The sequence below is a fragment of the Pseudarthrobacter sp. MM222 genome (genome assembly GCF_947090775.1).
Classification (GTDB): domain Bacteria; phylum Actinomycetota; class Actinomycetes; order Actinomycetales; family Micrococcaceae; genus Arthrobacter.
The window spans coordinates 903,212-927,607 of sequence record NZ_OX352321.1 but is presented as its reverse complement, the minus strand read 5'-3'; the positions used below and the strand labels follow the sequence as shown (position 1 = coordinate 927,607).

The following is a 24,396-nucleotide window of genomic DNA, read 5'->3' as shown; positions in this document are numbered from 1 at the left end:
TCGGCCCCAGCCCACGTCCCGGGCCTGAAACCACACCGAAAGGAACACACCATGAAAAATGCACGCCTCGGAGGCCTGGAAGTCTCCCGCATCGGACTCGGCGCCATGACCATGGCCGGCACCTACACCAGCGAGGGCGGCCTGGATAACGCGGAATCGATCCGCACAATCCACCGTGCGCTTGAGCTCGGAGTCACCCATATCGACACCGCGGAGATTTACGGGCCGTTCCTCAGCGAGGAGATCGTCGGCCAGGCGATCAAGGGACGCCGCGACCAGGTCAAGATCGCCACCAAATTCGGCCTGGTCTCCCATTCCGGCGGCGGACCCGGCGTGATCGACAGCAGCCCGGCGAACGTGAAGGCCGCCGTCGAGGGCTCACTCAAACGCCTCGGCACCGACCACATCGACCTGTACTACCAGCACAGGATTGACCGGAACACCCCGATCGAGGAGACCGCCGGCGCGGTCGCGGACCTGATCGCCGAGGGCAAGGTGCTGCACTTCGGGCTGTCCGAGGCCTCCCCGGAGACCATCCGGCGGGCACACGCTGTGCAACCTGTCTCGGCACTGCAGACGGAGTACTCGCTGTGGACCCGCGACGTGGAGGCAGAGATCCTGCCGCTGCTGCGCGAACTCGGCATCGGCTTCGTCCCGTACTCACCGCTCGGTCACGGCCTGCTGACCGGCCAGATCCGCTCCGTCGACGACTTCGCCGACGACGACTGGCGCAAGACCAACCCGCGGTTCACAGGCGAGAACTTCCGCCGCAACCTTGCGATCGTCGACGAGGTGACGGCCATCGGCGCCGAGGTCGGCGCAACCCCTGCACAGACCGCCCTTGCGTGGCTGCTGACCCGAGGGAACGACATCGCCCCGATCCCCGGCACCCGCAGGGTCTCCCGGGTCGAGGAGAACACCGCGGCCGACGGCATCGAACTCACCGGCGACCAGCTGGACCGGCTGAACGCCCTCCGACCCGCCGTCGGGGAACGCCACGACGAGACCAACATGGCATCAATAGACCGCTAACCCTGAATGTGCTGAACCTAGGGCGCGGATGCCCGACCCGCGCCCCATCGCACAAGCCCCTGGCGCAGGAATCGTCCTGCCCCAGACACCCCCGAAAAGGACTGACCATGAAAAAAGCAATCACACTGATAATCGGAACTGCCACGGCTCTCGCCCTTGCCTCCTGCTCCTCCGAGTCGACGTCGACGCCGACCGCATCGCCGACGTCGACAGTCACGGCCACGACGCCCGCGGCGGCTGCATCCTCGCCGGCCCCCACCGAGGACGCAGCGCAGGTGGCCGCTGCCACGCCGATCACGATCACGATCGGGGGCACCACCATCGCCGCGACGCTCAACGACTCCGACGCCGCCCGCGACTTCATCGAATCGATGCCCGTCACGGTGCCCTCTATCCGGAACGCCGGCATCGAGTACTTCGGGGCAGTCGCCTCCCCGCTCACCGAAACCGGCCCCTTCTATGACGATGTCCGCCCCGGCGACATCGTGTACTACGCGCCCAAAGACGAGGTCGCGCTGATCTTCAAGCCCACCAGCTCTCCGGGACAGCTCACCAAGATCGGCGACATCACTTCCGACCTCAATATCTTCGACGGACTGCCCGAGGACGCAGACATCGTCTACGACCTCGGCTAGACAAGCACCGCGCGCAGAGGCTGGCACAGAACCGTGTGAACCCGCCAACCTCTGCGCGCGGACCCCGATCCTCAATCGCTGCTATTCGCACCCTATTCCAAGAGTTGAGGGCTCTCCTGACCGCTTAATTACGGGTCAAAATCCGAGTATTTCGACGTCGCTTCGCGCAATACCCGTAAACCCCAAATGGTCAGGTACTCTTACGGAAATCTTGCATACTGGGGGAAAGAACCAATTTGAAAAGCAACGCGCCGCGACGGCACCTGACTATTCTGGCGGCCGTGCTCGCCACCGCGGCGCAACTGCTTACGGCGCTACCGGCCACAGCGGCCGCGGCTAACGCTCTCCAAGTTTCTCCGCTGACGGTGGCAACCTCCGAGGTGGAAGGTGAGTCGCCCGCCGCCGGGTCACAGGTGCCGGTTAATCCATTCCGGGCGCTTGATACACGGCGCCGTGGTGCGGTGCCCAGTAACGGGACTACGTCTTTCCGCGTAAGCGATGTTCCGGGTATTCCCGAGAAAGTCTCCGCCGTCGTTTTCAACCTGACGGTCACCGAGGCGAAGTCCTTTGGGTTCGTCACCGCCTACGCGTCCGGTTCCGACCTGCCGGATGCCTCCAACCTGAACTTCGCCAAGGGCCAGACGGTCGCGAACCAGGTAACCGTCCGGGTCGGGGACGACGGCATGGTCAAGCTGCACAACCACTCCTCCGGCACCGCCCAGCTCATCGCCGACGTCTCCGGCTACTTCGTGGCCGGCAACGCCACCGCGCCGGGCACCTTCCAGCCCCTTGAGCCGTCCCGTTTCCTCGACACCCGCCGCACCGGGACCGTCCGCGGAGACTCGACGGTGTCATTCAAGGTCGGCGGCGAGAAAGGGATCCCCGCGGACGTCTCCGCTGTTGTCTTCAACCTGACAGTGACCGAGGCGAAATCCTTCGGCTTCATCACCGCGTACGCGTCGGGTTCCCAGCTCCCCGACGCGTCCAACCTCAATTTCGCCAAGGGGCAGACCGTGCCCAACCTGGTCACCGTCCCGGTCGGAGCAGACGGTCAAGTCACGCTTTACAACCGCTCCTCCGACACAACCCAGCTCATTGCCGACGTCTCGGGCTACTATCTCACCGGGTCGCCGTCCACCCCTGGCGCCTTCCAGTCCCTGGAACCGTCCCGCTTCCTCGATACTCGAGACACCGGAGTTGCGCGCGCCGATTCTTCGGTGTCATTCAAAGTGGGCGGCAGCGGCATCATCCCCGCCAACGTCGCCGCCGTCGTCTTCAATCTCACGGTCACCGAGGCGAAATCGTTCGGATTCATCACCGCCTATGCGTCCGGCTCCCAGCTCCCCACCGCCTCAAACCTCAACTTCGCCACCAGCCAGACCGTGCCCAACCTCGTCACCGTTCCGGTTGGAGCCGACGGCCGGGTCAACCTTCTCAACCGCTCCACCGGGAACGCCCACCTGATTGCCGACGTCGCCGGCTATTACCTGCCGGGCCTGTACACCGCGCCGAACTACCAGCCGCCGTTCGAAAGCCGCGCCCTTGACCAGCTGGCCACGCTCCCCATCAAGGGCCGCGCTCCCCAGACCGGCTACGACCGGGACCTGTTCGGCCAGGCGTGGTTGGACGTGGATAAGAACGGTTGCGACACCCGCAACGACATCCTCAGGCGCGACCTCGTCTCGATCACGTACACCAACAGCGTTCCCTGCAAGGTGGAGACCGGGACCCTGCACGACCCGTACACGGCCACCACCATCGCGTTCCAGCGCGGCACCACCACCAGCACCGCGGTGCAGATTGACCATGTAGTGGCGCTCAGCGACGCGTGGCAGAAGGGCGCCCAGCAGCTGACCCCGGGACAGCGGACCGCGTTCGCCAACGATCCCCTTAACCTGCTGGCTGCGGACGGTCCCGCCAACATGCAGAAGGGCGACGGCGACGCCGCCACCTGGCTGCCGCCGAACCGGAACTTCTGGTGCCCTTACGTCGCTCGTCAGATCGCGGTGAAGGCCACCTACAGCCTCTGGGTGACGCAGGCTGAACACGACCGGATGCAGATCATCCTGCAGGACTGCCCGGACGCGACCGTTCCCACGAACCAGCCCGCACCCCTGCCCCCAGCATCGGAACCGGAACCCACGCCGCCGCCCGCACCGGCTCCCGCCCCGGCTCCTGCCCCGGCACCGCCCGCTCCGGCGCCGCCCGCTCCGGCGCCCGCACCCGTCTACTACGCCAACTGCACCGCGGTGCGCAACGCCGGTGCTGCACCGATCCGTGCGGGCCAGCCTGGCTACAGCTTCGCTTTGGACCGTGACCGCGACGGGGTGGCCTGCGAGTAGCTAGCGATGGGAGCGGCGCGCCTAGGCGTGCCGCTCCCGCCACAACAGCGAGACCACGAAGACCACAGCGCCGAGTCCCAGCATCACGAACACCATCAGGCCCCAGTTCGCTTGGTTCACGCCGGTGCCGTAGAAGATGCCGATCAGCACCGTCGCGGCGATGGCGCCGAGGTAACGGCAGGTCTGGTAGATCCCGGCCGCCACGCCACGCTCCTCCGGCCGGGTGGAGAGGTACATGCCCTGGCTGGAGGCGAGGCCCACCACTCCGTAGGGCACGCCCAGCAAGGCCGTGAGCGCCAGCACCAGTGGAATGTTGAACGACGCCGTCAGCAGCCACATGGCCCCGGACGCCCCAACTAGCAGGACGACGCCGGCTATCAGCACCTGCTTCACGCCGAAACGGTCGATCGAGCGGACCGCGAGCGGCGTGATCACTACCGACATTGCGGCCAGCGGCAGCATCAGCAGCCCCACGACGCCGGGATCGTAGCCGCCGGCTTCCTGCAGCAGCTGCGGCAAGCCGAAGAACGCGAAGTAGTAGACAGCGCTGAAGATGGCGAATCCGAGGTATACCAGCAGCAGCGGCCGGTTCCGGCCGAGCAGCCGCAAGTCCAGGAACGGCGGGCTGAACCGTAGCTCCCGCCACGCAAACAGCACCCCCAGCAGGGTTCCGCTGCCCAGCAGCCACCAACGGTATCCCGGCAGCACGTCCAGCAGCGCCATCATCACCAGCACCATGGCCCCCAGGAACGCGAGGATGCCCGGGATGTCCGAATCGCGCAGCAACTCGGCGGCCCGGCCGCGTTCACGTTCCTCGTCATCGGGAGCATAGCGCCGGACCAGGAGGATGGCGGCCAGCGCCAGCGGGACGTTGATCAGAAAGAGTGCCTGCCAACCGATCAGGCTCACCAGCAGCCCGCCCACCACAGGCCCGACGGCTGCGGCGGACGTGTTGGCCATCTGGATCCGGCCCAAAGGCTGCGTGGACTTCACGTTTGCCTGCCGCGCCAACGCCCCGACCAGAACGACGGCGCTCGGGTAGGCTGTCGCGGTGCCGAGGGCCATGAAGGCACGTGCCACGCAGAGAAGAGCGAAGTTTGGCGTGAAGGGGGCGACCGCGCACGTCACCGTTACCAGGGCCATGCCGAACATGAACAGCCTGCGCGGGCCAAAGCGGTCCGCCAGCCTGCCCATGAGCGGCTGACCCGCCGCGGACGTGAGGTAGAACGCTGTGATCACCCAGGTGACCGTGGCGACGTCGAGCCCGAAATCGGCGCGCAGCACCACGAGGGCGACGGCGATCATGGAGGAGTTCAGCGGGTTCAGCGCCGTGCCGAGGCTAAGACCGGCAACGGCGAGGCCGGTTTGGGGAGAGTTGCTCACGGCAACAGTCTGTCCCATGACTGCAGCGGGGGCACAATGTCCGGTCGTGGCCGCGAAGAATGAGCATGTCCCTTCAAAGTGGCCGCAAAGAATGAGCATGCCCCGTGGACACCCCCGCGAAGAATGAGCATGTCCCGGGGCGGACGTGTGCGATGGACATAGTGGCATCATGTCCAGTCGTGGCGGCCAACTATGAGCATGTTTCCCCAACACGCCCGCGAAGAATGAGCATGTCCCCTCAGCGTGGCCGCGAAGAATGAGCATGTCCCCCGTTGCTGCCGATCAGAGCTCCGTGTCAGCCGCCGGAGCCACAGGCCCCTCGGAGTCACAGGACCTTGGAGAGGAACGCCTTGGTTCGGTCATGCTGCGGATCGCTGAGGACCTGCCGCGGTGGTCCGGCCTCCACCACTACGCCCTCATCCATGAAGACCAGCGTGTCCGCCACCTCCCGGGCGAACCCCATCTCGTGCGTCACCACGATCATGGTCATGCCGGTCCGGGCCAGCTCCTTCATGACGTCGAGGACCTCACCCACCAGTTCCGGGTCCAGCGCGCTCGTCGGTTCATCGAAGAGCATCAGCTTCGGGTCCATGGCGAGGGCGCGGGCAATCGCCACGCGCTGCTGCTGTCCGCCCGACAGATGCGCCGGGTAGTGGTCTCCCTTGTCGCCCAGGCCCACACGTTCCAGCAGTTCCCTGGCCCGGGCAGTGGCGGCGGCCTTGGACAGCCGCTTCACCCGCATCGGAGCCAGGATGATGTTCTCCACGGCCGTCAGGTGCGGGAACAGGTTGAAGCGCTGGAACACCATTCCGATTTCCTGGCGTTGCAGGGCCGCTTCCTTGAGCTTCAGTTCGTAGAGCTTGTCCCCCTTCTGGCGGTAGCCGACCAGCTGCCCGTCGACCGAGAGCCGCCCCGCATCCACCCGTTCCAGGTGGTTGATGCACCGCAGGAACGTGGATTTCCCCGAACCGCTGGGCCCCACGATGCAGAGCACTTCACCCGCGTTGACCTCCAGACTGATGCCGCGGAGCACCCTGTTGGCGCCGAAGTTCTTCGAAACCCGGTCTGCAAGGACCATTGGCATGTCCGTCATCCCTTTCCTCCAAAGTCTGTGCCAAGCGGCCCGCCCGGAACGGTGCCCGGAACCGCCGTCGGGGCCGGCTCCGGCGATGCCGGTTCTTTGCCGGTCTTGAGCCGTCCGGTTCCCCGGGAGAACCGCTTTTCAATGAAGTGCTGGCCCACCATCAGGGCGGACGTGAAGAGCAGGTACCAGAGGGACGCCACGATCAGCAGCGGTACCGGCGTGAACGTCACGGCGGAGATGCCCCGGGACACGCCATAGAGGTCAACGCTCAAGGGAATCGCCGCCACCAGGGAGGTGGTCTTGAGCATCGAGATCACCTCATTGCCGGTGGGGGGAATGATGATCTTCATGGCCTGCGGAACCACGACATACCGCATGGTCTGTCCCCAGGACATGGCCAGCGCCGTCGAGGCTTCCTCCTGGCCCTGGTCCACGGACAACAGCCCCGCGCGCACAATCTCGGACATGTAGGCGGCCTCATTAAGCGCCAGCCCGATCACTGCGGTGATGAACAGGTTGGTGAAGATCTCATTCGGGATGGTCACCCACGGCGTCATGAACGGGATGCCTAAGGTGAACACCGGGTAGATCAACGCCACGATGCCCCAGAAGACAAGCTGCACGTAAACCGGGGTCCCGCGGAACACCCAGATGTACAACCAGGCCACACTCCGCAGCACCGGGTTCGGCGAAAGCCGCATGATGGCCAGCAGCAGGCCCAGAACGATGGCACCCACCATGGCGTAGACCGTCAGCGACAGTGTCACCCAGGCTGCCTGGCTGATCCGGCGGTCGAAGATGTACTTCCCAACCTCGGGCCAGCCGTAGTCCGGACGTTGGGCGGCGTCCAGCACGAAGACCGCGAGCATCAGGACCAGGACCACGGCCACCAGGATCCGCCACGGGTGCCGCAGCGGGACGGCGACGATCGGCGTCGGTTCCTCGACTGTCCCGCCGCCCGCCCGGGACGAACGGCCGGGCCCGGCCCCGGTCATTCTGTCGGTTTTCGGCTCGCTCATGTCTGGTTACCCTTTGGCTGCCACGTTGAGTGTTGCCGTCTTGACCCCGCCGGACTCGACGCCCCACTTGGACAGGATCTTGTTGTAGGTGCCGTCGTCGATCAGCGCCTGGAGTGCCTTCTGGAGGACCGGAGTGAAGGCGCTGTCCTTGGCCACGGGCATCCCGTACGGCGCAACCTCGAAGGCGTCGCCGGCGGTCTGCAGCTTGTCCTTGGTCTTGGAGATCGCGTAAAGGGTCACCGGCGAGTCGGCGCTCATGGCGTCGACCTGCCCAACGGTGAGGGCGTTGGTCGCCTGGTCCTGTGCGTCGTACTTGAAGATTTCGATGGCCGGCTTTCCGGCGTCGGTGCAGGCCTTGGACTTCGCGGGCACCTCGTGCGTGTCCTGGTAGGTGGTGGCCTGGACGGCGACTTTGAGCCCGCAGGCGTTCTCGGGGTCAACGGTCTTACCCTTCGGGGCGGCCCACTGGATTCCGGCGGAGTAGTAGTTCACGAAATCCACCTGCTTTTCGCGTTCCAGGGTGTCGGTGAAGGAGGACACGCCCAGGTCGTCCTTTCCGGCCTTCACGGACGGGAGGATGTTGTCGAAAGTACCGATGTCGAAGTTGACCTTCAGGCCGAGCACGTCGCCCAGGGCCTTGGTCAGGTCCACGGCCCAGCCGGCAGGTGCACCGTTCTCGTCCTTGAACTCGTTGGGCGGGTAATTGTTGGCCATACCGACGTTAAGGACACCCGCGGACTTGATCTTCTCGGGAAGCGACGCCGCGATGGAGTCGTTCTTTTTCACGGTGACGGCGTCGGCCGTTCCGGACGCTGCCGCGGTGGAGGCCGGTTCGCTGTTGTTCACGCAGCCCGAAAGCGACATTGCCGTGACTACGGTGAGAACGGGAAGCAGGTAGCGAGTGCGCATGGTTTCCTTTAGCTGTTCGGGGATTTGTGGGGTCTCCCGCGACGCTGCGGGAAGGCACGGTGTGCTAATTCGAAAATAGTTATTGCAGGGAGACGGTCGTTTCAAGAATTTCCGGGGAATGACGGATGTCGCGAATAATTTCACCCCCACGCGCCTTCAATTCGGGAATACTGGAAACTCCTACTAGCGTCATCGTACGCCGGAGTTCATCCGCGAAAATCTCGATGACGCGCTCGACACCGGGCGCTCCGGCCGCCACCAAGCCATAGAGGTAGGCCCGTCCGATCGAGCAGGCGTCGGCTCCAAGCGCCAGGGCCTTGAGGATGTCGCTTCCCCGGCGGACGCCGGAGTCCACGTAGATCTCGACCGAATCACCCACCCGCTGCCGGGATTCCTGCAGGACATCCATCGGGCTCAGCATGTGATCCAGCTGGCGGCCGCCATGATTACTCAACTGGACGGCATCCACACCAATACCAGCAGCCTTCGCGACGTCGGCCGGGTTAACACAGCCCTTGAGCACGATCTTCCCGCTCCAGGCCTGGCGCAAGGCCTCCAGTTCCGGCCATCCACTGGTCGCATCCGAGTGGCCCAGGATGTGCTGCCACATGGACGGGGTGACCATGGAGGAGGCGGCGGCGCTGCGCGGATCCAGGTTGGGGAAACTGATGCCGTCCGAGGTCAGGAAATTTACCCACCAGTTTGGATGCCGGGCGATGTCCGCGATGGTGGAGAGCGTCAGCGCCGGCGGGGCGGTGAATCCATTGTGGAGGTCCCGTTCCCGCGAACCCAATGCCCGCGTATCGACGCCGACTATCAGCGTGTTGAACCCGGCCGCCTCGCAGCGCGCCAGCTTCGCCTTCAGCGCTTTCGCGTCCGAGGTGAGCCCAAAGTTGAACCAGCGGTCGAGGGACGGGTGGCGCTCCGCGACCGTCTCCATCAGCACCGTGCTCAGGCCGGCCAGACCATAGGGGATCCGGGCACGGTCCGCGGCAGCCGCGACAGCCAGCTCACCTTCGGGGTGGAACAGCCGGGTCGCGCCTGTCGGGGTCAGGGTGAGCGGGAGGGCGCTGTCTTTGCCAAGGAGGGTGGTAGCGGTATCCGGCCCGGACACAGGACCCCAGCTGGGCATGAGCGCCCAGGAGTCGAAGACCGCCCGGTTGCGGCGGAGCGTCACCTCGTCTTCGGATCCGCCGTCCAGATAGTCAAATATCCCCGCCGGCAATACCTTCCGCGCTGCTTGCCGGTACTCCTCCACGTTGAAAGCGTTGGCGAGCACGCGCCGTCGTCGGGAAAACACGGGGGCCTTGACCTGAATGAGCTGCCGGGCTTCGCTAATTTTCAAGGAGGGCCTTCCGTTTGCTGTCCTGCGTTATGGTTCAGCGTAGGAACTGAAACTCCGCGCCACTATGGAGATCGCGACAAATTGAGGGGCCAGTCATTAGTAGCAACTACCAAACGCAACGTGCCGTGAATCGATGACGGCCGCTCCGGCGGCGGGGCATGCCCTGCCCACCCTGGCGGACGTGGCCCGCTCGGCCGGTTCGGAAATTCTCAGCCTCATTGAAATGCCGGCCGACAGCCGGCAGCTTGTTGCTGGCTCGGTTCTCTACGACTCGACCGCCCCGCCCGCCAGGTTCCCGGGCGCCGTGGCCCTGGCCATCGGATTGTCGCTGTCCGGCAAGCGTCTGCGCGCGAAGATCCGGGAGCTCAGCGAGGCGGGTTACGTGGCTGTGGTCTACAAGACCAACGGCGCCTCCGATGAATCGCTCCGGGCGGCCGCCCGGGAAACGGGGATGGCCCTCTTCCGGGCGTCAGACTCTGTTCCGTGGCATCAGCTCGCGGAGATCATGGACGCCGCCGTCATCCCGCACCGCCAGTCGGGGCGCACGCTGGTGGACATCCGGCCCGGCGACCTGTTCGATCTGGCAAATACAGTTGCGGCCCAGGCCGGCGGTGCCATCGCGATCGCCGACCCCGAACAGACGATTCTGGCGTACTCAACACTCCCCGACCAGCCCATCGATGAGACCCGCCGGAGTTCCATCCTGCGGCTGCATGTGCCGCATTCCGTGGAAACGGACAGGGATTACCGACGTGTCCACGCCTCCAGTAACCCGTTGAACGTGGCGACGGAGGATCCGCTGCTTCGCCGGACCGCTATCGCCATCCGGGCCGGCGACGCCGTTCTGGGCTCGCTCTGGCTCCTTGAACTCGCGGAGCACTCCAACGAGGGTGCGGACCGGATCCTGCGGGAGGCCGCCAACGTTGCGGCGCTCCACATCCTGCATAAACGAACGACCTATGTCTCAAACCTGACCCGCCAGATAGATCTGGTCCAGCCGCTACTGTTCGAGCCGGAACGCGCCGAGCTTGCCGCCATCAGGCTGGGAATCTCGGCCGGGTCCGTCCGCGTTGCAGCCCTGGGGATCTGGCCCGCCGACGCGATAGCGGCCGAGACCCTGCAATCGCGCCTCCGGCTTTTCGACACCGTCCGGACCGCCTGCGCCATCCGGCTGCCGTCGGCGGTCTGCGGGCTCTCGGACAACATTGTTTATATTGTCCTGCCGCAGACCACCGAGTCCTCACGGCAATTCCAGCGAACCGCGCTCCTGAAAATAGTGCAGAACGCACGGCGGCTTCTCGCGCGCCCGGTCCTGGCGGCGCTCGGTACGGCAGCCCCGATCGACCGCTTGGCGCAGTCCCGAGTCAACGCGGAACTGGTTCTGTCCGAGCTGGTCCGCAACGTCACCGAAGGCCGTATCTCCGCGGATTCGGATGACGTGGTCGCGGACGACGACTCCCTCGGCTCCCGCCTGCAGTTGCGCCGGATGGTGTCCTCCTTGACGACGGCGGGCCAACTGCCCGGCGCCATCGCGCTCAGGATCGCGGAATACGACCAACAGCATAAAAAGGCTTTCGAGGAGACCATCCACGCCTACCTCAGCTGCGGCGGCAACGCGATCGAGGCCGCAAAGTCCCTGGACGTGCACGTCAACACGGTCCGGTACCGCTTGTCGCGGGTGGAATCCCTCTTCGGGATCGACCTGGACGACGCCGAAACGCGTCTGCTCGTATGGCTGCAGCTGTGGGCACGGCGCAATTAGGCGCCCGCATTTGAGCGTGGCCCGCCCACGCGCTGATCCCCGGGGCTGGTCGACCTAGCGGTCCGTCTTCCCCACCGTCATGAGGATCGCCGAGTCCTCCTCTGCTTCCAGGCTGTGAAGCCCGTCCGGCACAATCAGGAGGTCTCCGGCCTTTCCCTGCCAGGACTCGTTGCCTGCCTGCAGCCGCACGCAGCCACGGAGCACAAACACGGTGGCCTCACCGGGATTCAGGTGCTCGCTGAGCTGGGTTCCCGCCCGGAACGCCATGACGGTTTGCCGAAGCACTTTTTCGTGGCCGCCGAATACCGTGTCGGCGGCCCGCCCGCTCGGAGCCGCCACAGCTGCCGCGATCTGCTGTCGGGCCAGGGCGTCGATCGAAATCTTTTGCATGGGCCCACCGTACCTAGAATCGGCCGCCGTGCCGAGGATCCTTCGGCCCCAACATGCGCGCTCGTCCCGGACACGGCCGGGCAATCGGCGTTAGGCTAGTGGAACGGCTGAAGCCAACCGGCCACGGAACGTCCCTTACCGGAGCACCGCCATGACCAAGGCCATTGAAGACCCTGCCGTCGACTCCCCTTCGACCGCCACTCCTCCCCCACCCGCAGAGCAGAAATCCTCCGCCGAACTGCGCCGGTTTGCTGCCGAAACCTTTGACCTGCCGCACCTCCGCGAGGGACAGCTTGCCGGCATGGCCGCGCTCGCCGCGGGCCGTGACGTCCTGGCGGTCATGCCGACCGGCTACGGCAAGTCCGCCGTCTACCAGGTCGCGGCGTTGGCGATCCGCCAGCGGGAGGGCGGCACTGACCGGCCCGGCCTCGCCGTCGTGGTCTCCCCTTTGATCGCCCTGCAGGAAGACCAGCTCGACAGCCTCAACACCCGCCTTGGCCCGCAGACGGCGGTAGCCATCAACTCCCACCACAGCGCCGCCGAGCTGGAGGAAGCCTGGCAGGCCGCGGAGAGCGGCAGCGCCGCCTTCGTCTTCCTCGCCCCGGAACAGCTGGCCAAAGAAGCCACCGTGGACCGGCTCGCGGCCCTCAACATATCGTTGTTCGTCGTTGACGAGGCGCACTGTGTCTCCTCCTGGGGCCACGACTTCAGGCCTGACTACCTCGGGCTGGGCGCCGTCCACAGCAGGCTTGGCAATCCGCCGGTAGCGGCGCTCACCGCAACCGCGGCCCGGCCGGTGCGCGAGGAGATCCGGAAGCGGCTGCAGATGAAGGACCCGCTGGTGCTGGTCCATGGCTTCGACCGGCCCAACATCCGGCTCGAGGTCATCCGACACCAGGAGGACAAGGCCAAGCGCCGGGCCGTCGTCGAACAGGTTTCGGCTCTGGTGTCCGGCTCGATCCGCGGGCTCGTTGGACCCGGTCTTGTCTACGCGGCCAAACGCAAGGACACAGAGAAGTACGCGGAGAAACTGGTCAAACGCGGATTGCGCGCCGAGGCCTATCACGCGGGGCGAAGCAAAGAGGACCGCGAGCGCGTCTACGAGCTGTTCATGGACGACCAGCTGGACGTGGTGGTCGCGACGACGGCCTTCGGCATGGGCATCGACAAGCCCAACGTCCGGTTTGTGGTCCATGCTGACATCACCGAGTCGCTGGACAGCTACTACCAGGAAATCGGCCGCGCCGGCCGCGACGGCGAACCTGCCCTGGCTGTTTTGCATTACCGGTCCGAGGACCTCGGCCTGCGCCGGTTCTTCGGCACCCACAGCCCGGACGAAGACTCGCTGCTGACCGTCCTTTCCGCCCTCCACCGCTCCGACGGCCCGCTGAGCAAGGCCGCTCTGGCGGAGTCAACCGGATTCTCTCCCCGCAGGCTGACCGGCCTGCTCAACCAGCTCCAGGAGACGCGGGGAGTCAAGGTGGGAAAGCGCGGCGTCAAGCTCGACGCCGGCGCGAAGCTGCCTAAGGTGGTGGCCGCCGCCGTCGAACTCGCCGAAGCCCGGCAGCGGATGGACCACTCCCGGATCGAGATGGTGCGCGGCTACGCCGAGACCGACGGCTGCCGCCGCCAGTACCTGCTGGGCTACTTCGGCGAGGACCTTCCCGAGGGCTGTGGCAACTGCGACAGCTGCACCGACGCCGCCGCTTCGTCCGCCGGTACACAGGAGGGCGACGGCGACGGCGCAGCGGCCGAAGCGGACGACAGCTCCCAGCTGTTTCCGCTCCAGTCCGGCGTGGTCCACAAGGAGTGGGGCCCGGGCCTGGTGATGCGGCATGAGGACGATGTCATCACCGTGTTGTTCGAGCAGGAGGGGTACAAGACCCTGTCCCTGCCGGCGGTGGTGGAGCACGGGCTGCTCAGCCGGTCACGGGAGTGAGCCGTGGCTGACGGGCTCAATACGCGACGTCGAAGTCCTTGAACTCTCCGGTGGCCGGCGAGACCCGTTCCTCCACGTTGGTCACGCGTCCCGGCGCTGCCGGCGAGCGCAGCCATCGCCGGAACTCAAGTACCGCCGTCTGCGGTCCCTCCGCCACGATGCCAACCGAACCGTCGTCGTTGTTCCGGACGGTGCCGGTCAGCCCGAGCTCCGCCGCCTTACGCACGGTCCAGTACCGGAAGCCGACGGCCTGCACCCTGCCGTCCGCCCTCGCCGTCAGCCGAACTCGCTCCCCGGAATCGTCGTCCTGCAACTCAGCCATGCTCCAATGTATCGCCCCTCCTGGGCGGGACATCGGGACTTTCGCCCCTTACCCGGCCCTGGCCCTCGGGGCAGGCTTGTCAGGAGCACCGGGGGACCTGTCGAGAAAACGGCATCGGCACAGGGACGTGCCAGACCCGCCCGCGGTGGTTGCGCGAAGGGACAGAACAATGGCAGGACAATTCGAGATTTACACCGACGCCGAGTCGAACGTCCGGTTCCGCCTGCTCGGGGCGGACGGTACGGTTTTGGCCATTTCGAAGGCCTACGCAGACAAGCGCGCGGCCGCTGACGGCATCATGGCTGTGCGCGAGTGCGCCGGCACCGGCCTGATCAGGGAGACCCGCACCAACGCCTGGGGCGGGACAGGCAGGAACAGGCCCGGCGTCCCCACCCCCTCGCACCGGCGCCACCCGCACTTCCCCGCAGTGTAGGTCTAGGCAGGGCTGAGGCCCGGTTCAGGGCCTGGCCAGGCAGATTGAGTAACGGCCGGGCTGCGGTGGCCCGGCTCAGGCGGGAGCAGCCATGGACGAACCAAGGGTCCACATCAGCGGCTTCCGGATGGACTTCGGGAACACCACGGTGATCCGGGACCTGTCCTTCGACGTTTATGCCGGTGAGACCTTCGGTTTCCTGGGCAGCAACGGCTCCGGGAAGACGACGACGATCCGTGCCCTGCTGGGGATCTACGAGCCCACCGCGGGCATCCTGCACATCAACGGACGCGAATTCAAGCCCGAGCACGGGGACAGGCTGGGCTACCTCCCGGAGGAACGCGGCCTGTACAAGAAGGAAAAGGTCATCGACATCATGACCTACTTCGGCAGGCTCAAGGGCGTGGAGAAGCGCGCGGCCCGCCGGTGGTCCCTGCAGTACCTCGAGCGGGTGGCCCTGGCGGACAAGGCCGGTTCCCTGCTGGACAAGCTCTCCAGCGGCCAGCAGCAGAAGGTCCAGCTCGGTGTGACCATCATGAACCGCCCCGAACTGCTCATCCTGGACGAACCGACCAAGGGGTTCGACCCGGTCAACCGGCGCCTGCTGATCGAGATCATCGCCGAGCAAAAACAGGCCGGCGCAACTGTGGTGATGGTGACCCACCAGATGGAAGAGGTTGAGCGCCTCTGCGACCGCGTGATCCTGCTCAAGGACGGCACCGCCGAAGCCTACGGGACCATCGATGAGGTGCAAAACAAGTACGGCGGCAGGATTATCCGGGTCAAGTACAGCGGTGCCATCCCCCGCTCACGCCACTACGACGTCGTGCTCGAGGAAACCAACTACGCCGAGCTGAGCATCACCGACACCACCGATGAGGCGGCCATCCTCAAGGACCTGATCGACGCCGGCGTGCGGGTGCGCAGTTTCACCACCACCAAGGTCTCCCTCGAGGACATCTTCATCCGGGTCTACGGCGACCAGAACGCCCCCGGCTCCTCCCCCGCAGCCGCGCCGCCCGCCACGGCCCTGGTGGGGGACGAGGTGTAAGGCCGTGGCCCAGCACAATCTCGGAACCGTCATCGGCTTCGAGTTCGTCCGCACCGTGACCAAGCGGCGGTTCTGGATCGGAACCCTGTCCGTCCCGGTGGTCATGGCGGTGGTGTTCGGGCTGATCTTCCTGAGCAACACCACGACGGACACCGCGTCGCAGGCGCAGAGTTCCGCTGAGTTCACCCTCTCCTACACAGACGCCTCCGGCCTGATCACGCCCCAGGACGCCGCCCTCTTCGGCGCCCGCCCGGCCGAGTCCGCCGCGGCCGGCATCCAGGCCGTGCAGTCCGGGGCGCTGGAGGCCTACTTCGACTTTCCTGCCCGCCCGGACACTGAGGTGGTGCGGGTTTACGGGGCGGATAAGGGGATCTTTGAGAACGGGAAGTATGCCGCAGTCGCGCAGGCCATGCTGACCCGCGCCGTCGAACAGAAGATCAATTCAGCGGAGCTGTCCACCCTGGCCGCCGGCAAGGCCCAGATCGAAACCGTCACCTACGAGGGGACGCAGGAATCCGGCGGCATGGGCTCCGTTATTCCGCCGCTGGTTTTCCTCGTCATCTTCTACGGGCTGATCGTGCTCCTGGCCGGACAGATGCTCAATTCCACGCTGGAGGAGAAGGAAAATCGCGTGACGGAGATGATCCTGACCACGCTCAAACCGACCACCCTGATCGCTGGCAAGGTGATTGCGCTGTTCGCGATCGGGCTGGTCCAGATGATCGTGTTCCTCTCGCCCATCCTCATCGCACGGCTGCTCGTCCCCGACCAGCTGAGCCCCGCGGCCCTTGACCTGCCCCCGCTGATCTTCGATCCGCTCCGGATGACCATCGGCTTCCTGATCCTGATCGGCGGCTTCGCCCTGTTCACCACCACGCTGGTGGCCATCGGCGCAGTGATGCCGACCGCCAAGGAAGCGGGGAATGTCCTCGGCGTCATGATGGCGCTGATCTTCGTGCCGTTCTACGCCGTGGCTTTAGTGGTCTCCGACCCGCACTCCGTAATTGTGCAGATCTTCACCTACTTCCCCTTCTCCGCCCCGGTCACCGCGCTGCTGCGCAACGGCTTCGGATCGTTGAACCCGCTCGAAGCCGGAATCGTGATTCTGATCCTCTTTGTGGGAGCCACGTTGATGCTCCGTGTCGCCGTCCGGCTCTTCCAGTACGGCTCGATCTCCTACACCTCGAAGGTCAACATCCGGACGGCGCTCAGGGCCAGATCGCGGCGCGCCGCCTCGGATGCGGCCCCGACGATGCGGGGCCGCTGACGCGGGACGGTGCATTGCCGTCCGCTTTACTCGGCTGCGTTTGGCTCGACTCGGCTCAGCTCCGCTAGCGGCCGGCGAGGAAGGTCCGGATTGCCTCGGCCATCGGTTTGGCGTGGGTCCAGTGCAGGTAGTGGCCGCCGTCCAGCGGGACGATGTGGTGGCGTTTTACGTTGTTCAGCAGCTCCTCCAAAGCAGCCACTTTGGCCAGCGCCTCCGGTCCCCCGGCTCCGGACACGAAGGCCAGCACCGGCAGCCCGTCCGGATAACGGACTCCCCTGAGCGCGGCGGAATTGTTCCCGATCCGGGCGGTCTCGTCAGTGACGGCCTGGTTGCCCAGGTTCCAACTGGTCATCAGGCGCATGCGTTCCCGTTCGTCGGCCGTAAACGCGTTCCCGTCGGGGTCCACCAATCCCGGGGCCACGGCCACCACCGAGCGGGCCACCCCCGTGACCGAGAGCATCCGCAGCCAGCCGGCCGCTTGCAGAGGCAGCTCCCCCGGATCTTCCTTCGCCGTCGGCACCGTCGGGTCGATCCCGATCACGGCCGAAACGTCCGCGGGGTAGCGGTTGGCATAGTCCAGCAGGTAGAAACCGGCGATCGAGTGCCCACCCAGGACATACGGCCGTGCGATGTTGAGCTTAGTGAGGACCTCGTGCAGTTCGGTGCTGATGTTCTGGTTGCTCCGTTCGCTGGCGTTGAGGTCGCTGTAGCCGTAGCCGAATCCCTCGACGACGATCACGTTGAAGTCACCCAGTTCCCGGATCAACGGCGCGAAGTCCAGGGCCGGTGCAGGGGTGCCCAGCCCGCTAAGGAGGACCAGCGGCGGCCCGGTGGAACCGCTGCGGTACACATTGAGTGCGCCGCCGGCGATGTCGATGCGCTCGCCATACGGTGCAATGGTTGCCTGCTCGTGCCGCTCGAGCAGCAGATTGACCGCCGTCGAAACCAGCGTTAGCCCCAGCAGTGCCAGGACGGCGACAGCGATGCGGCGGAGAACTCGCCTCGACCGTTGCCGCCGCCGCGACTGCCCGGACCGGACCCCCAGTTGGCGGTCCGCGTCGTTCACAACGGGGTCCGCGGAGGACTTCTTGGGGCGGCGAGCAACAATGCCCATGGCGGGCCTTTCGATGTCTAGCGCTGCGGCGACTTCCTGGAACTTGAACGGTGCCAGAACGCCGGTTCCGACGCAATCACCTCGCCCTTCGCTGATCTCCAGAGCAGGACAACGAGTGCCGCCGTCACTGGCGTCCAGATCATCCGTTCAATCAGGGACGGGGACGCCAGGTTCATCAGGGTTCCCACCACCATAAGGCCGGCCGTCCCGTACAGTACCCGCCGGCGCAGGGCAGCCGGGACGAAGGAAGTTCCCGCCGCTGCCGCCAGCAACAGGTAGACCCCGCACGCCCCCGCGCTTGCGGTGCGGAGGGAATGCGGGAGGACTCCCGGATTCCCGCCGCCGTAGGCTGCCGAGCCCCACGGCGCCGCGAGCGCCAGTGCGGCCTGGAATCCGGCCACCCCTAGAAGAAGTGCTGCTGCCGCTTTCCCGGCCGGGTCGGCCACGCCGTCGCGTGCTGACTGAAAGGGTGCCTCCGTGTTTATGTCCATTCCAGATGCCTGTCTGTTGAGCGTTCCGATCGCGGTCCGCTAGATGTATCTTTGAGATATAAGCTATCTGGAAGATACACTTCGATGGACAACTTTGGCTAGCTCTCGCAGAAAGAAGTACCGATGGCGCGCTCAGACCAGACGCAGACTGCCGTTCTCGGGGCCCTTAGCATTCTGCCGATGTCCGGCTACGCGCTTCGGGAAGAAATCAAGAACACCCTGGGACATTTCTGGAGCGAGAGCTTCGGCCAGATCTATCCCGCCCTGGCGGAACTCCAGCGCGCCGGACTCGTCGACCGCCGGGACAATGCCGGAGGCCGCTCCTCGAACTACGACATCACCCCGGCCGGTACGGCGCGGCTCCGCGAACTTCTCGCCGAAGCGCCGCAGCCGAACAAGCCCCGGAACGGTGTGCTCCTGCGCCTCTTCTTCGGCCGGCAGCTCGGTCCGGAGGCCTGCCGCGGGCTTGTGCTCGAAGCGCAGGCCCAGGCCCAAGCCCAGCTTGCCGCCATGCAGGAGGCCCGGGCCGAGCTGGCGGGAGGCAAGCTGGGGGACAACAGTCCCTATGCACTGATCACGGTTGCGGCAGGCGAGCGCTCCGCCCAGGCCACGATCGCCTGGGCCAAGGACGCCCTGGCGATTCTCGACGCCGTCGACGTCCACGACAGGGGACCCGCTACTTCCCCGCCGGCCGCAGGGACGTGATCATCTTCCGGATGTCCTGATACTCGGGCGTCGACGCGTAAAGCCTCGCCTTCTCCAGGTACGGCAGGGACGGGTCGCCCGGCGTCGTGTTGTTCTCCGGGTTGTAGGCCGCCCCGAACAGGGCGCCGCTCGGCGGCCAGAGGAACAGGTGGAACATGGGGCAGGCCGTGCTGCCGGTCTCCTCCGGGACCATCGTGATTCCGTAACCGGCGATGGTGGGCAGCGCCGCCACCGGAGCCGTGCGATCTCCCCGCGCCTCGAACACGAAGCGGGGCACCGGCGTGTCGGCGGCACCGCCCTCGGCGAGGGCCTGCAGCGGCTCTGAGTCGAACACGATGAACGGGTACTTCTCCGTGCACTCCGCCCCGGTGACAATGTTGGTCCGCAGGCTTGCCATCGGCTTTCCGGCCTCGTTGACGACGTCCACGAACTCCCCTTCGAGGGGCATCTCCCCGGAGGGGTCCCGAACACTCCAGCGGGCGGGAAAATCAAAGGACAGCCCGCCGTCCGACGTCGTGAAAGTCTTCCAGCCCGACGACGGCGGCGTGGCCGCGGCGGCGTCGGAACCTGACGATGCGGAGGACGTCGTCGCGGTACCGGACGCTGCGGACGAAGCCGACGGCGGCGGGGTCGGTTGGGCCGGCGAACTGCAGGACCCCAGCATCAGCGCGAGCCCCAGGGCGGTGGATACCAAGGCCGCTGGCCTTCTTGCCCCCATCCTTGCGCCCGCCGTCCGGCCGCCGTTCCGCCGCTCGGCTTACTTCCCGGCCGGCCGGAGCGAGGTGATCATTTTCCGGATGTCCTTGTACTCACCCGTCTCGGTGTAGCCCTCCGGGGTGTCCACCTGAGGGGGGTTTCCGGGGGACGTGTCGAACGGATTGTAGGCGCCGCCGAACATCGCCCCGCTGGGAGGCCACGTAAAGAAGTGGAAGATGGGGCAGGCCGTCGGCCCGGAGGGTTCAGGCCCGGAGGTGATCCCGTAGGCAAGGGGATTCGCCGCCGCAGCATCGGTGGCGGTGGGATTGGCTCGGCCTTCGAAGACGAAGCGGGGCGTCTGGCCCGCCTGCGCCAGTGCCGGCAGTTCCTCGGAGTCGATAAGCGAGTACGGATACTTCTCGAGGCATTCGGATCCGGTGACCATGTTGGTCCGTAGGGTAGCGATCGACTTCCCGTTTTCCCGCAGGACCTCCACAAAGACGCCGCCCGGCGCGGCCTCTGCCGCCCGATCCTTGATAGTCCACTCCGCCGGGTAGTCGAACGTCAACTGGCCGTCCGGCGTCGTGAAGTTCTTCCAGTCTGACGAGGCAGGATCCGACGGCGACGCTGGCGCCGCGGTCCCGGAGGGGCCGGCGCGGCCGGCACAGAACTTGCTGTGGACGAGGGCGCGGACGGCGAAGTGGTAGCCGGGGCCGTGCCCTGAGGAGCGCAGGCCGCCAGCAGGACGGCGCAGACAGCTAGAGACACAGCCCGGCGGGGTGTTCCGATATGGCGCATGTGGCCCTCCCCCTGGGAATGCAAGTGGTCCGACAATTATCGTTTCCCCGAGCGCGAAGAACAGGGTCTTTCGACCCGTCGCTGGGGTCCTGCCGCACGCCCTGAAGCTGGGCCTGCGCGGCGTGACGCTTCCCACGTTGACAGGGCGCCGATTTCAGTTGGCCGCGGAAGCTTGCTAGAGCTTAAGCAATGCAAGAGTTCCTGACCCCCGCAATCCCGTTCCTGGCCATGGCGCTCGCCGTGATTGCCGGACTCCTCCTGTCCTGGCTGGTGCGACGCGTTGTGCTCCGGCTCAACCGCGGGAAGCCCGAGTTGCGGGAGACCTCCCGAGTGGCACGGCTGCCGTTGCGCTTTGTACTCTGCCTGATCGGCGTACGAATTGCCCTGGCCATGACCACCGAGGACGTCGAGTGGCGCCGGAATGTGGACCATTTGCTCGTCATTGCCATGATCGCCTCGGTGGCCTGGCTGGCCATCGCACTGCTGCTCATCATCGAGCTGATGGTGCTCACCCGCTACCGGGTGGATGTGGCTGATAACCGGCGCGCCCGCCGGCTCCGCACCCAGGTGATCCTGGCCCGGCGGATCGGGGTGGCGCTGATCGCCGTGGTGGCCCTGGGCAGCATGATGCTGACGTTCCCGGCGATCCAGGCCCTCGGCGCCGGACTGCTGGCCTCTGCGGGCGTCATCTCAATTGTGGCGGGCCTTGCCGCGCAAACCTCCCTGATCAACGTCTTTGCGGGCATCCAGCTCGCCTTCACGGATGCCATCCGGGTGGACGACGTGGTGGTGGTGCAGAAGGAATGGGGCCGCATCGAGGAGATCACCCTGACCTACGTGGTGGTCCATATCTGGGACGACCGTCGGCTGATCCTGCCCTCGACCTACTTCACCACCACACCGTTCGAGAACTGGACCCGGCGCCAGTCCGAGGTCATGGGCACCGTGGAGTTCGACCTCGACTGGCGTGCGCCCGTCGAGGCGATGCGCGCGGAGCTGAAGAAAGTCCTCGCCGGCACGGAGCTGTGGGACGAACGCGTCGGCATCCTGCAGATCACGGACGCCACGTCCGGCTTTGTCCGGGTCCGCATCCTGGTCAGCGCCGCGGACAGCGCCTCGCTCTTTGACCTGCGCTGCCTCATCCGGGAGGAACTGGTGCTGTTCCTGCAGCAGGACCACCCCACCGCACTCCCGCATGTACGCCTCGAATCGCTGCCCTCCCCCGCAGCGCAGGGCACGCCGGGAACCTTCGAAGCTCCCGCCGGGTCCAGGCGTCCGGGCAAGCTGTCCGCCGCCGACGAGCCCTCCCGGCACCCGGCCGACCCGCGCGACTCGCAGCTGTTCACCGGATCCATCGAGGCCGTCCAGCGTTCCCGGGCCTTCTCCGGCCCGGGCGGCGACGTGTTCGAGGACCGCGACAAAACCATCGTCGCCCAGAACTGACGCCGAACTAAGAAGGGTCTTCCCAGCCCGGGCCAACTGTTCGATAATCAGACGTTGGCGGAGCGGCCGCGGCGCTGCCCGCACCAGCCTGCCGATCCAGCTGAGGAGCACCATGACGGTCGACCAAGCACCTGCGGAGTTGCACGAGGAAGCTGGCCGCGACTGGTTCCAGAGCGCCGTCGTCTATCAGATCTATCCGCGCAGCTTTGCCGACTCCGACGGCGACGGGATCGGCGACCTGCGCGGCGTTATCAGCAAGCTGGACTACCTCCACCGGCTCGGCGTCGACGTCGTCTGGCTGTCGCCGATCTATACCTCCCCGCAGGACGACAACGGCTACGACATCAGTGACTACCGCAACGTGGACCCGCTCTTCGGGACCCTCGAGGACCTGCAGGAACTGACCGACGGCCTGCACGCGCGGGGCATGAAGCTGGTCATGGACCTCGTGGTCAACCACACCTCGGACGAACACCCCTGGTTCGTGGAATCACGTTCGTCGAAGGACAACCCGAAGCGGGACTGGTACTGGTGGCGGACACCGCGGGAAGGGTCGTCGCGGCGGGGCGAAGGCGCGGAGCCCAGCAACTGGGGCTCGGCGTTTTCCGGACCTGCCTGGGAATTCGACCAGGTCACCGGCGAGTATTACCTGCACATCTTTTCGAAGAAGCAGCCGGATCTGAACTGGGAAAACCCTGAGGTCCGGACCGCGGTGTACGACATGATGAACTGGTGGCTGGACCGCGGCATTGATGGGTTCCGGATGGACGTCATCAACTTCATTTCCAAGGACACCGCCCTCCCGGACGGGCCTGTAGCGGACGGCAAGCTTTACGGCGACGGCAGCCCGTTCTACATCAACGGCCCCCGCATCCACGAGTTCCTGCAGGAGATGCACCGCGAAGTTTTCACCGGCCGCACCGGTCAGGTGCTCACGGTCGGCGAGATGCCGGGCGTGACGGTGGAGGAAGCCGTCCTGTTCACCGATCCCGCGCGGGCCGAGGTGGACATGGTGTTCCAGTTCGAACACGTGGCCCTGGACCAGGAGAACGGCAACAAGTGGCGGCCCAAGAAGCTTAAACTCACCGAGCTGAAACGCACGCTGGGACGCTGGCAGGAAGGCCTCGCCGAGCGGGGCTGGAACAGCCTGTACTGGGGCAACCACGACCAGGCCCGCGCCGTATCGCGCTTCGGCGATGACGGCCGCTACCGCGAACTCTCCGCCAAGATGCTCGCGGGCATCCTGCACCTGCACCGGGGCACGCCCTACGTCTACCAGGGCGAGGAACTCGGGATGACCAACATGACCTTTGGCGCCATCAGCGACTACCGCGACATCGAGGTCCTCAACCACCACCGCGAAGCCACCACCCACCTTGGCCACACCGACGCCGAAGTGCTCGCCGCGCTGGCGCCGCTGAACCGGGACAACGCCCGGACCCCGGTGCAGTGGGATGCCTCGCGCCATGCCGGGTTCACCACCGGTGCGCCCTGGATTGCGGTCAACCCCAACGCGAACCACATCAATGCCGCCGCCCAGCTTGATGACCCCGATTCGGTCTACAGTTTCTACCGCACGGTCATTGAACTGCGGCATGCGCAGCGGGTGGTCTCGCACGGGGACTTTACCCTGCTGCTGCCCGACGACGAGCACATCTACGCGTTCACGCGCTCCCTCAAGGGGCCCTCAGGGGTTACGGAGCTGCTGGTGCTGGGCAACTTCTCCGGCGAGGATCACGCGGCGGAGCTCGACGACGAGAGTTGGGTACGCGCGGAACTGATCCTGGGGAACTACCCGCCCGACGGCGGCGCTTCCGATGCTGGCTCCGGCGGCGGCCCTGCCGCCGCCTCCGGGGGCGGCCGGCTGCGCCTGCGGCCCTGGGAACTCAGGGTCCTCCGGCGCCGAACTGAAGCGCAATGACAAACTCCGGATCAGCCCATGACCACCGACCTGGACCGTCAACTAAGAGGGAGCACGGCATGACTATTCCACCGCCGCACGAACCTGATCCGTTCCCGCCGGAACCCGGACCAATAACGCCGCCGCGGCCACAGCCCGGGGAGCCATTTCCGGAGCCTGGCCCGGCCACGCCACCGCCGCCGATTCCGGAGCCGGGCCCGTCACCGGCGCCGGGGCCGTTCCCTTCGCCCGGGCCGCTGCCGATTCCGGACCCCGGACCGGTGCCGCCCAGCCCCGATCCCACGAGGTTTTAACGTCCGCAGCCCGGACCCCGAC

Annotated in this window: 22 protein-coding genes; 11 read left to right on the top strand and 11 right to left on the bottom strand. The window is 66.2% G+C overall.

Annotated elements, in window-relative coordinates:
• Positions 1 to 51 precede the first annotated feature (51 nt).
• The 3 genes from OM977_RS04345 to OM977_RS19645 all read left to right on the top strand — a co-directional run bounded on the left by OM977_RS04345 (position 52) and on the right by OM977_RS19645 (position 4,009).
• Complete coding sequence (locus OM977_RS04345) at positions 52 to 1,032, top strand: aldo/keto reductase (RefSeq protein WP_264356311.1); 981 nt, start codon at positions 52 to 54, stop codon at positions 1,030 to 1,032.
• 107 nt (positions 1,033 to 1,139) lie between these two features.
• A complete protein-coding gene (locus OM977_RS04340) occupies positions 1,140 to 1,667 on the top strand; it encodes a cyclophilin-like fold protein (RefSeq protein WP_264356310.1) in 528 nt (175 codons plus the stop codon).
• Between the two features lie 461 nt (positions 1,668 to 2,128).
• Positions 2,129 to 4,009 (top strand): GmrSD restriction endonuclease domain-containing protein, encoded by a 1,881-nt coding sequence (locus OM977_RS19645; RefSeq protein ID WP_333473998.1) that lies wholly within the window; start codon positions 2,129 to 2,131, stop codon positions 4,007 to 4,009.
• Positions 4,010 to 4,030: 21 nt separating this feature from the next.
• Here OM977_RS19645 and OM977_RS04330 read toward each other — a convergent pair whose 3' ends face one another.
• From OM977_RS04330 to OM977_RS04310, 5 genes are all read right to left on the bottom strand, one after another.
• A complete protein-coding gene (locus OM977_RS04330) occupies positions 4,031 to 5,392 on the bottom strand; it encodes an MFS transporter (protein ID WP_264356309.1) in 1,362 nt (453 codons plus the stop codon).
• Between the two features lie 325 nt (positions 5,393 to 5,717).
• Entirely contained in the window at positions 5,718 to 6,485 is a 768-nt protein-coding gene (locus OM977_RS04325) for an amino acid ABC transporter ATP-binding protein (protein ID WP_270103157.1), read from the bottom strand.
• Positions 6,482 to 7,495: an amino acid ABC transporter permease gene (locus OM977_RS04320; RefSeq protein ID WP_264356308.1), complete on the bottom strand. Its 1,014-nt coding sequence runs from the start codon at positions 7,493 to 7,495 to the stop codon at positions 6,482 to 6,484. The genes OM977_RS04325 and OM977_RS04320 overlap by 4 nt, the downstream gene beginning before the upstream one ends.
• 6 nt (positions 7,496 to 7,501) lie before the next feature.
• A complete protein-coding gene (locus tag OM977_RS04315) occupies positions 7,502 to 8,404 on the bottom strand; it encodes an ABC transporter substrate-binding protein (RefSeq protein ID WP_264356307.1) in 903 nt (300 codons plus the stop codon).
• Between the two features lie 79 nt (positions 8,405 to 8,483).
• Entirely contained in the window at positions 8,484 to 9,749 is a 1,266-nt protein-coding gene (locus OM977_RS04310) for an alpha-hydroxy acid oxidase (protein ID WP_264356306.1), read from the bottom strand.
• 133 nt (positions 9,750 to 9,882) lie between these two features.
• Between OM977_RS04310 and OM977_RS04305 the strand changes: the two genes are divergently transcribed.
• Complete coding sequence (locus tag OM977_RS04305) at positions 9,883 to 11,511, top strand: PucR family transcriptional regulator (RefSeq protein WP_264356305.1); 1,629 nt, start codon at positions 9,883 to 9,885, stop codon at positions 11,509 to 11,511.
• A gap of 54 nt (positions 11,512 to 11,565) precedes the next feature.
• Here OM977_RS04305 and OM977_RS04300 read toward each other — a convergent pair whose 3' ends face one another.
• Positions 11,566 to 11,901, bottom strand: a complete 336-nt coding sequence (locus OM977_RS04300; protein WP_264356304.1) for a cupin domain-containing protein — start codon at positions 11,899 to 11,901, stop codon at positions 11,566 to 11,568.
• A 151-nt stretch (positions 11,902 to 12,052) separates the two neighbouring features.
• Between OM977_RS04300 and OM977_RS04295 the strand changes: the two genes are divergently transcribed.
• On the top strand, positions 12,053 to 13,840 hold the full coding sequence (locus tag OM977_RS04295; protein WP_264356303.1) for a RecQ family ATP-dependent DNA helicase: 1,788 nt from the start codon (positions 12,053 to 12,055) through the stop codon (positions 13,838 to 13,840).
• Positions 13,841 to 13,856: 16 nt separating this feature from the next.
• Here the strand turns inward: OM977_RS04295 and OM977_RS04290 are convergent, their stop codons facing one another.
• Positions 13,857 to 14,162, bottom strand: coding sequence for an acylphosphatase (locus OM977_RS04290; RefSeq protein WP_264356302.1), 306 nt, complete (start codon positions 14,160 to 14,162; stop codon positions 13,857 to 13,859).
• 169 nt (positions 14,163 to 14,331) lie between these two features.
• Here OM977_RS04290 and OM977_RS04285 point away from each other — a divergent pair, with 169 nt between their 5' ends.
• The 3 genes from OM977_RS04285 (at position 14,332) to OM977_RS04275 (ending at position 16,913) form a co-directional block, all read left to right on the top strand.
• On the top strand, positions 14,332 to 14,595 hold the full coding sequence (locus OM977_RS04285) for a YegP family protein (RefSeq protein WP_264356301.1): 264 nt from the start codon (positions 14,332 to 14,334) through the stop codon (positions 14,593 to 14,595).
• Positions 14,596 to 14,686: 91 nt separating this feature from the next.
• Complete coding sequence (locus tag OM977_RS04280) at positions 14,687 to 15,646, top strand: ABC transporter ATP-binding protein (RefSeq protein ID WP_264356300.1); 960 nt, start codon at positions 14,687 to 14,689, stop codon at positions 15,644 to 15,646.
• A 4-nt stretch (positions 15,647 to 15,650) separates the two neighbouring features.
• A complete protein-coding gene (locus OM977_RS04275; RefSeq protein WP_264356299.1) occupies positions 15,651 to 16,913 on the top strand; it encodes an ABC transporter permease in 1,263 nt (420 codons plus the stop codon).
• Between the two features lie 64 nt (positions 16,914 to 16,977).
• On the opposite strand, the gene OM977_RS04270 is transcribed toward OM977_RS04275, so the two are convergent.
• On the bottom strand, positions 16,978 to 18,027 hold the full coding sequence (locus OM977_RS04270; protein WP_264356298.1) for an alpha/beta fold hydrolase: 1,050 nt from the start codon (positions 18,025 to 18,027) through the stop codon (positions 16,978 to 16,980).
• A 17-nt stretch (positions 18,028 to 18,044) separates the two neighbouring features.
• Positions 18,045 to 18,518 carry a hypothetical protein gene (locus tag OM977_RS04265; RefSeq protein ID WP_264356297.1) on the bottom strand — a complete coding sequence of 158 codons (474 nt, stop codon included), beginning with the start codon at positions 18,516 to 18,518 and terminating at the stop codon, positions 18,045 to 18,047.
• Between the two features lie 123 nt (positions 18,519 to 18,641).
• On the opposite strand from OM977_RS04265, the gene OM977_RS04260 reads away from it, so the two are divergent.
• On the top strand, positions 18,642 to 19,223 hold the full coding sequence (locus OM977_RS04260) for a PadR family transcriptional regulator (RefSeq protein ID WP_264356296.1): 582 nt from the start codon (positions 18,642 to 18,644) through the stop codon (positions 19,221 to 19,223).
• Here OM977_RS04260 and OM977_RS04255 read toward each other — a convergent pair.
• The gene (locus tag OM977_RS04255) at positions 19,195 to 19,917 is read right to left on the bottom strand and encodes a hypothetical protein (RefSeq protein WP_264356295.1); all 723 of its coding nucleotides are present in this window, start codon (positions 19,915 to 19,917) and stop codon (positions 19,195 to 19,197) included. The two genes, OM977_RS04260 and OM977_RS04255, sit on opposite strands and share 29 nt — an antisense overlap.
• A gap of 63 nt (positions 19,918 to 19,980) precedes the next feature.
• Positions 19,981 to 20,487: a hypothetical protein gene (locus tag OM977_RS04250; RefSeq protein WP_264356294.1), complete on the bottom strand. Its 507-nt coding sequence runs from the start codon at positions 20,485 to 20,487 to the stop codon at positions 19,981 to 19,983.
• A gap of 419 nt (positions 20,488 to 20,906) precedes the next feature.
• Between OM977_RS04250 and OM977_RS04245 the strand changes: the two genes are divergently transcribed.
• Both OM977_RS04245 and OM977_RS04240 read left to right on the top strand, forming a co-directional pair.
• Entirely contained in the window at positions 20,907 to 22,160 is a 1,254-nt protein-coding gene (locus OM977_RS04245; RefSeq protein WP_264356293.1) for a mechanosensitive ion channel family protein, read from the top strand.
• Between the two features lie 112 nt (positions 22,161 to 22,272).
• Entirely contained in the window at positions 22,273 to 24,081 is a 1,809-nt protein-coding gene (locus OM977_RS04240) for a glycoside hydrolase family 13 protein (protein WP_264356292.1), read from the top strand.
• The last annotated feature ends 315 nt before the right edge of the window (positions 24,082 to 24,396 follow it).

Coding starts and splice junctions, on each gene's coding strand:
- OM977_RS04345 (WP_264356311.1), top strand. CDS start 52: ATGAAAAATGCACGCCTCGGAGGCCTGGAAGTCTCCCGCATCGGACTC.
- OM977_RS04340 (WP_264356310.1), top strand. CDS start 1,140: ATGAAAAAAGCAATCACACTGATAATCGGAACTGCCACGGCTCTCGCC.
- OM977_RS04325 (WP_270103157.1), bottom strand. CDS start 6,485: ATGACGGACATGCCAATGGTCCTTGCAGACCGGGTTTCGAAGAACTTC.
- OM977_RS04320 (WP_264356308.1), bottom strand. CDS start 7,495: ATGAGCGAGCCGAAAACCGACAGAATGACCGGGGCCGGGCCCGGCCGT.
- OM977_RS04315 (WP_264356307.1), bottom strand. CDS start 8,404: ATGCGCACTCGCTACCTGCTTCCCGTTCTCACCGTAGTCACGGCAATG.
- OM977_RS04305 (WP_264356305.1), top strand. CDS start 9,883: ATGACGGCCGCTCCGGCGGCGGGGCATGCCCTGCCCACCCTGGCGGAC.
- OM977_RS04300 (WP_264356304.1), bottom strand. CDS start 11,901: ATGCAAAAGATTTCGATCGACGCCCTGGCCCGACAGCAGATCGCGGCA.
- OM977_RS04295 (WP_264356303.1), top strand. CDS start 12,053: ATGACCAAGGCCATTGAAGACCCTGCCGTCGACTCCCCTTCGACCGCC.
- OM977_RS04290 (WP_264356302.1), bottom strand. CDS start 14,162: ATGGCTGAGTTGCAGGACGACGATTCCGGGGAGCGAGTTCGGCTGACG.
- OM977_RS04285 (WP_264356301.1), top strand. CDS start 14,332: ATGGCAGGACAATTCGAGATTTACACCGACGCCGAGTCGAACGTCCGG.
- OM977_RS04280 (WP_264356300.1), top strand. CDS start 14,687: ATGGACGAACCAAGGGTCCACATCAGCGGCTTCCGGATGGACTTCGGG.
- OM977_RS04270 (WP_264356298.1), bottom strand. CDS start 18,027: ATGGGCATTGTTGCTCGCCGCCCCAAGAAGTCCTCCGCGGACCCCGTT.
- OM977_RS04265 (WP_264356297.1), bottom strand. CDS start 18,518: ATGGACATAAACACGGAGGCACCCTTTCAGTCAGCACGCGACGGCGTG.
- OM977_RS04260 (WP_264356296.1), top strand. CDS start 18,642: ATGGCGCGCTCAGACCAGACGCAGACTGCCGTTCTCGGGGCCCTTAGC.
- OM977_RS04245 (WP_264356293.1), top strand. CDS start 20,907: ATGCAAGAGTTCCTGACCCCCGCAATCCCGTTCCTGGCCATGGCGCTC.
- OM977_RS04240 (WP_264356292.1), top strand. CDS start 22,273: ATGACGGTCGACCAAGCACCTGCGGAGTTGCACGAGGAAGCTGGCCGC.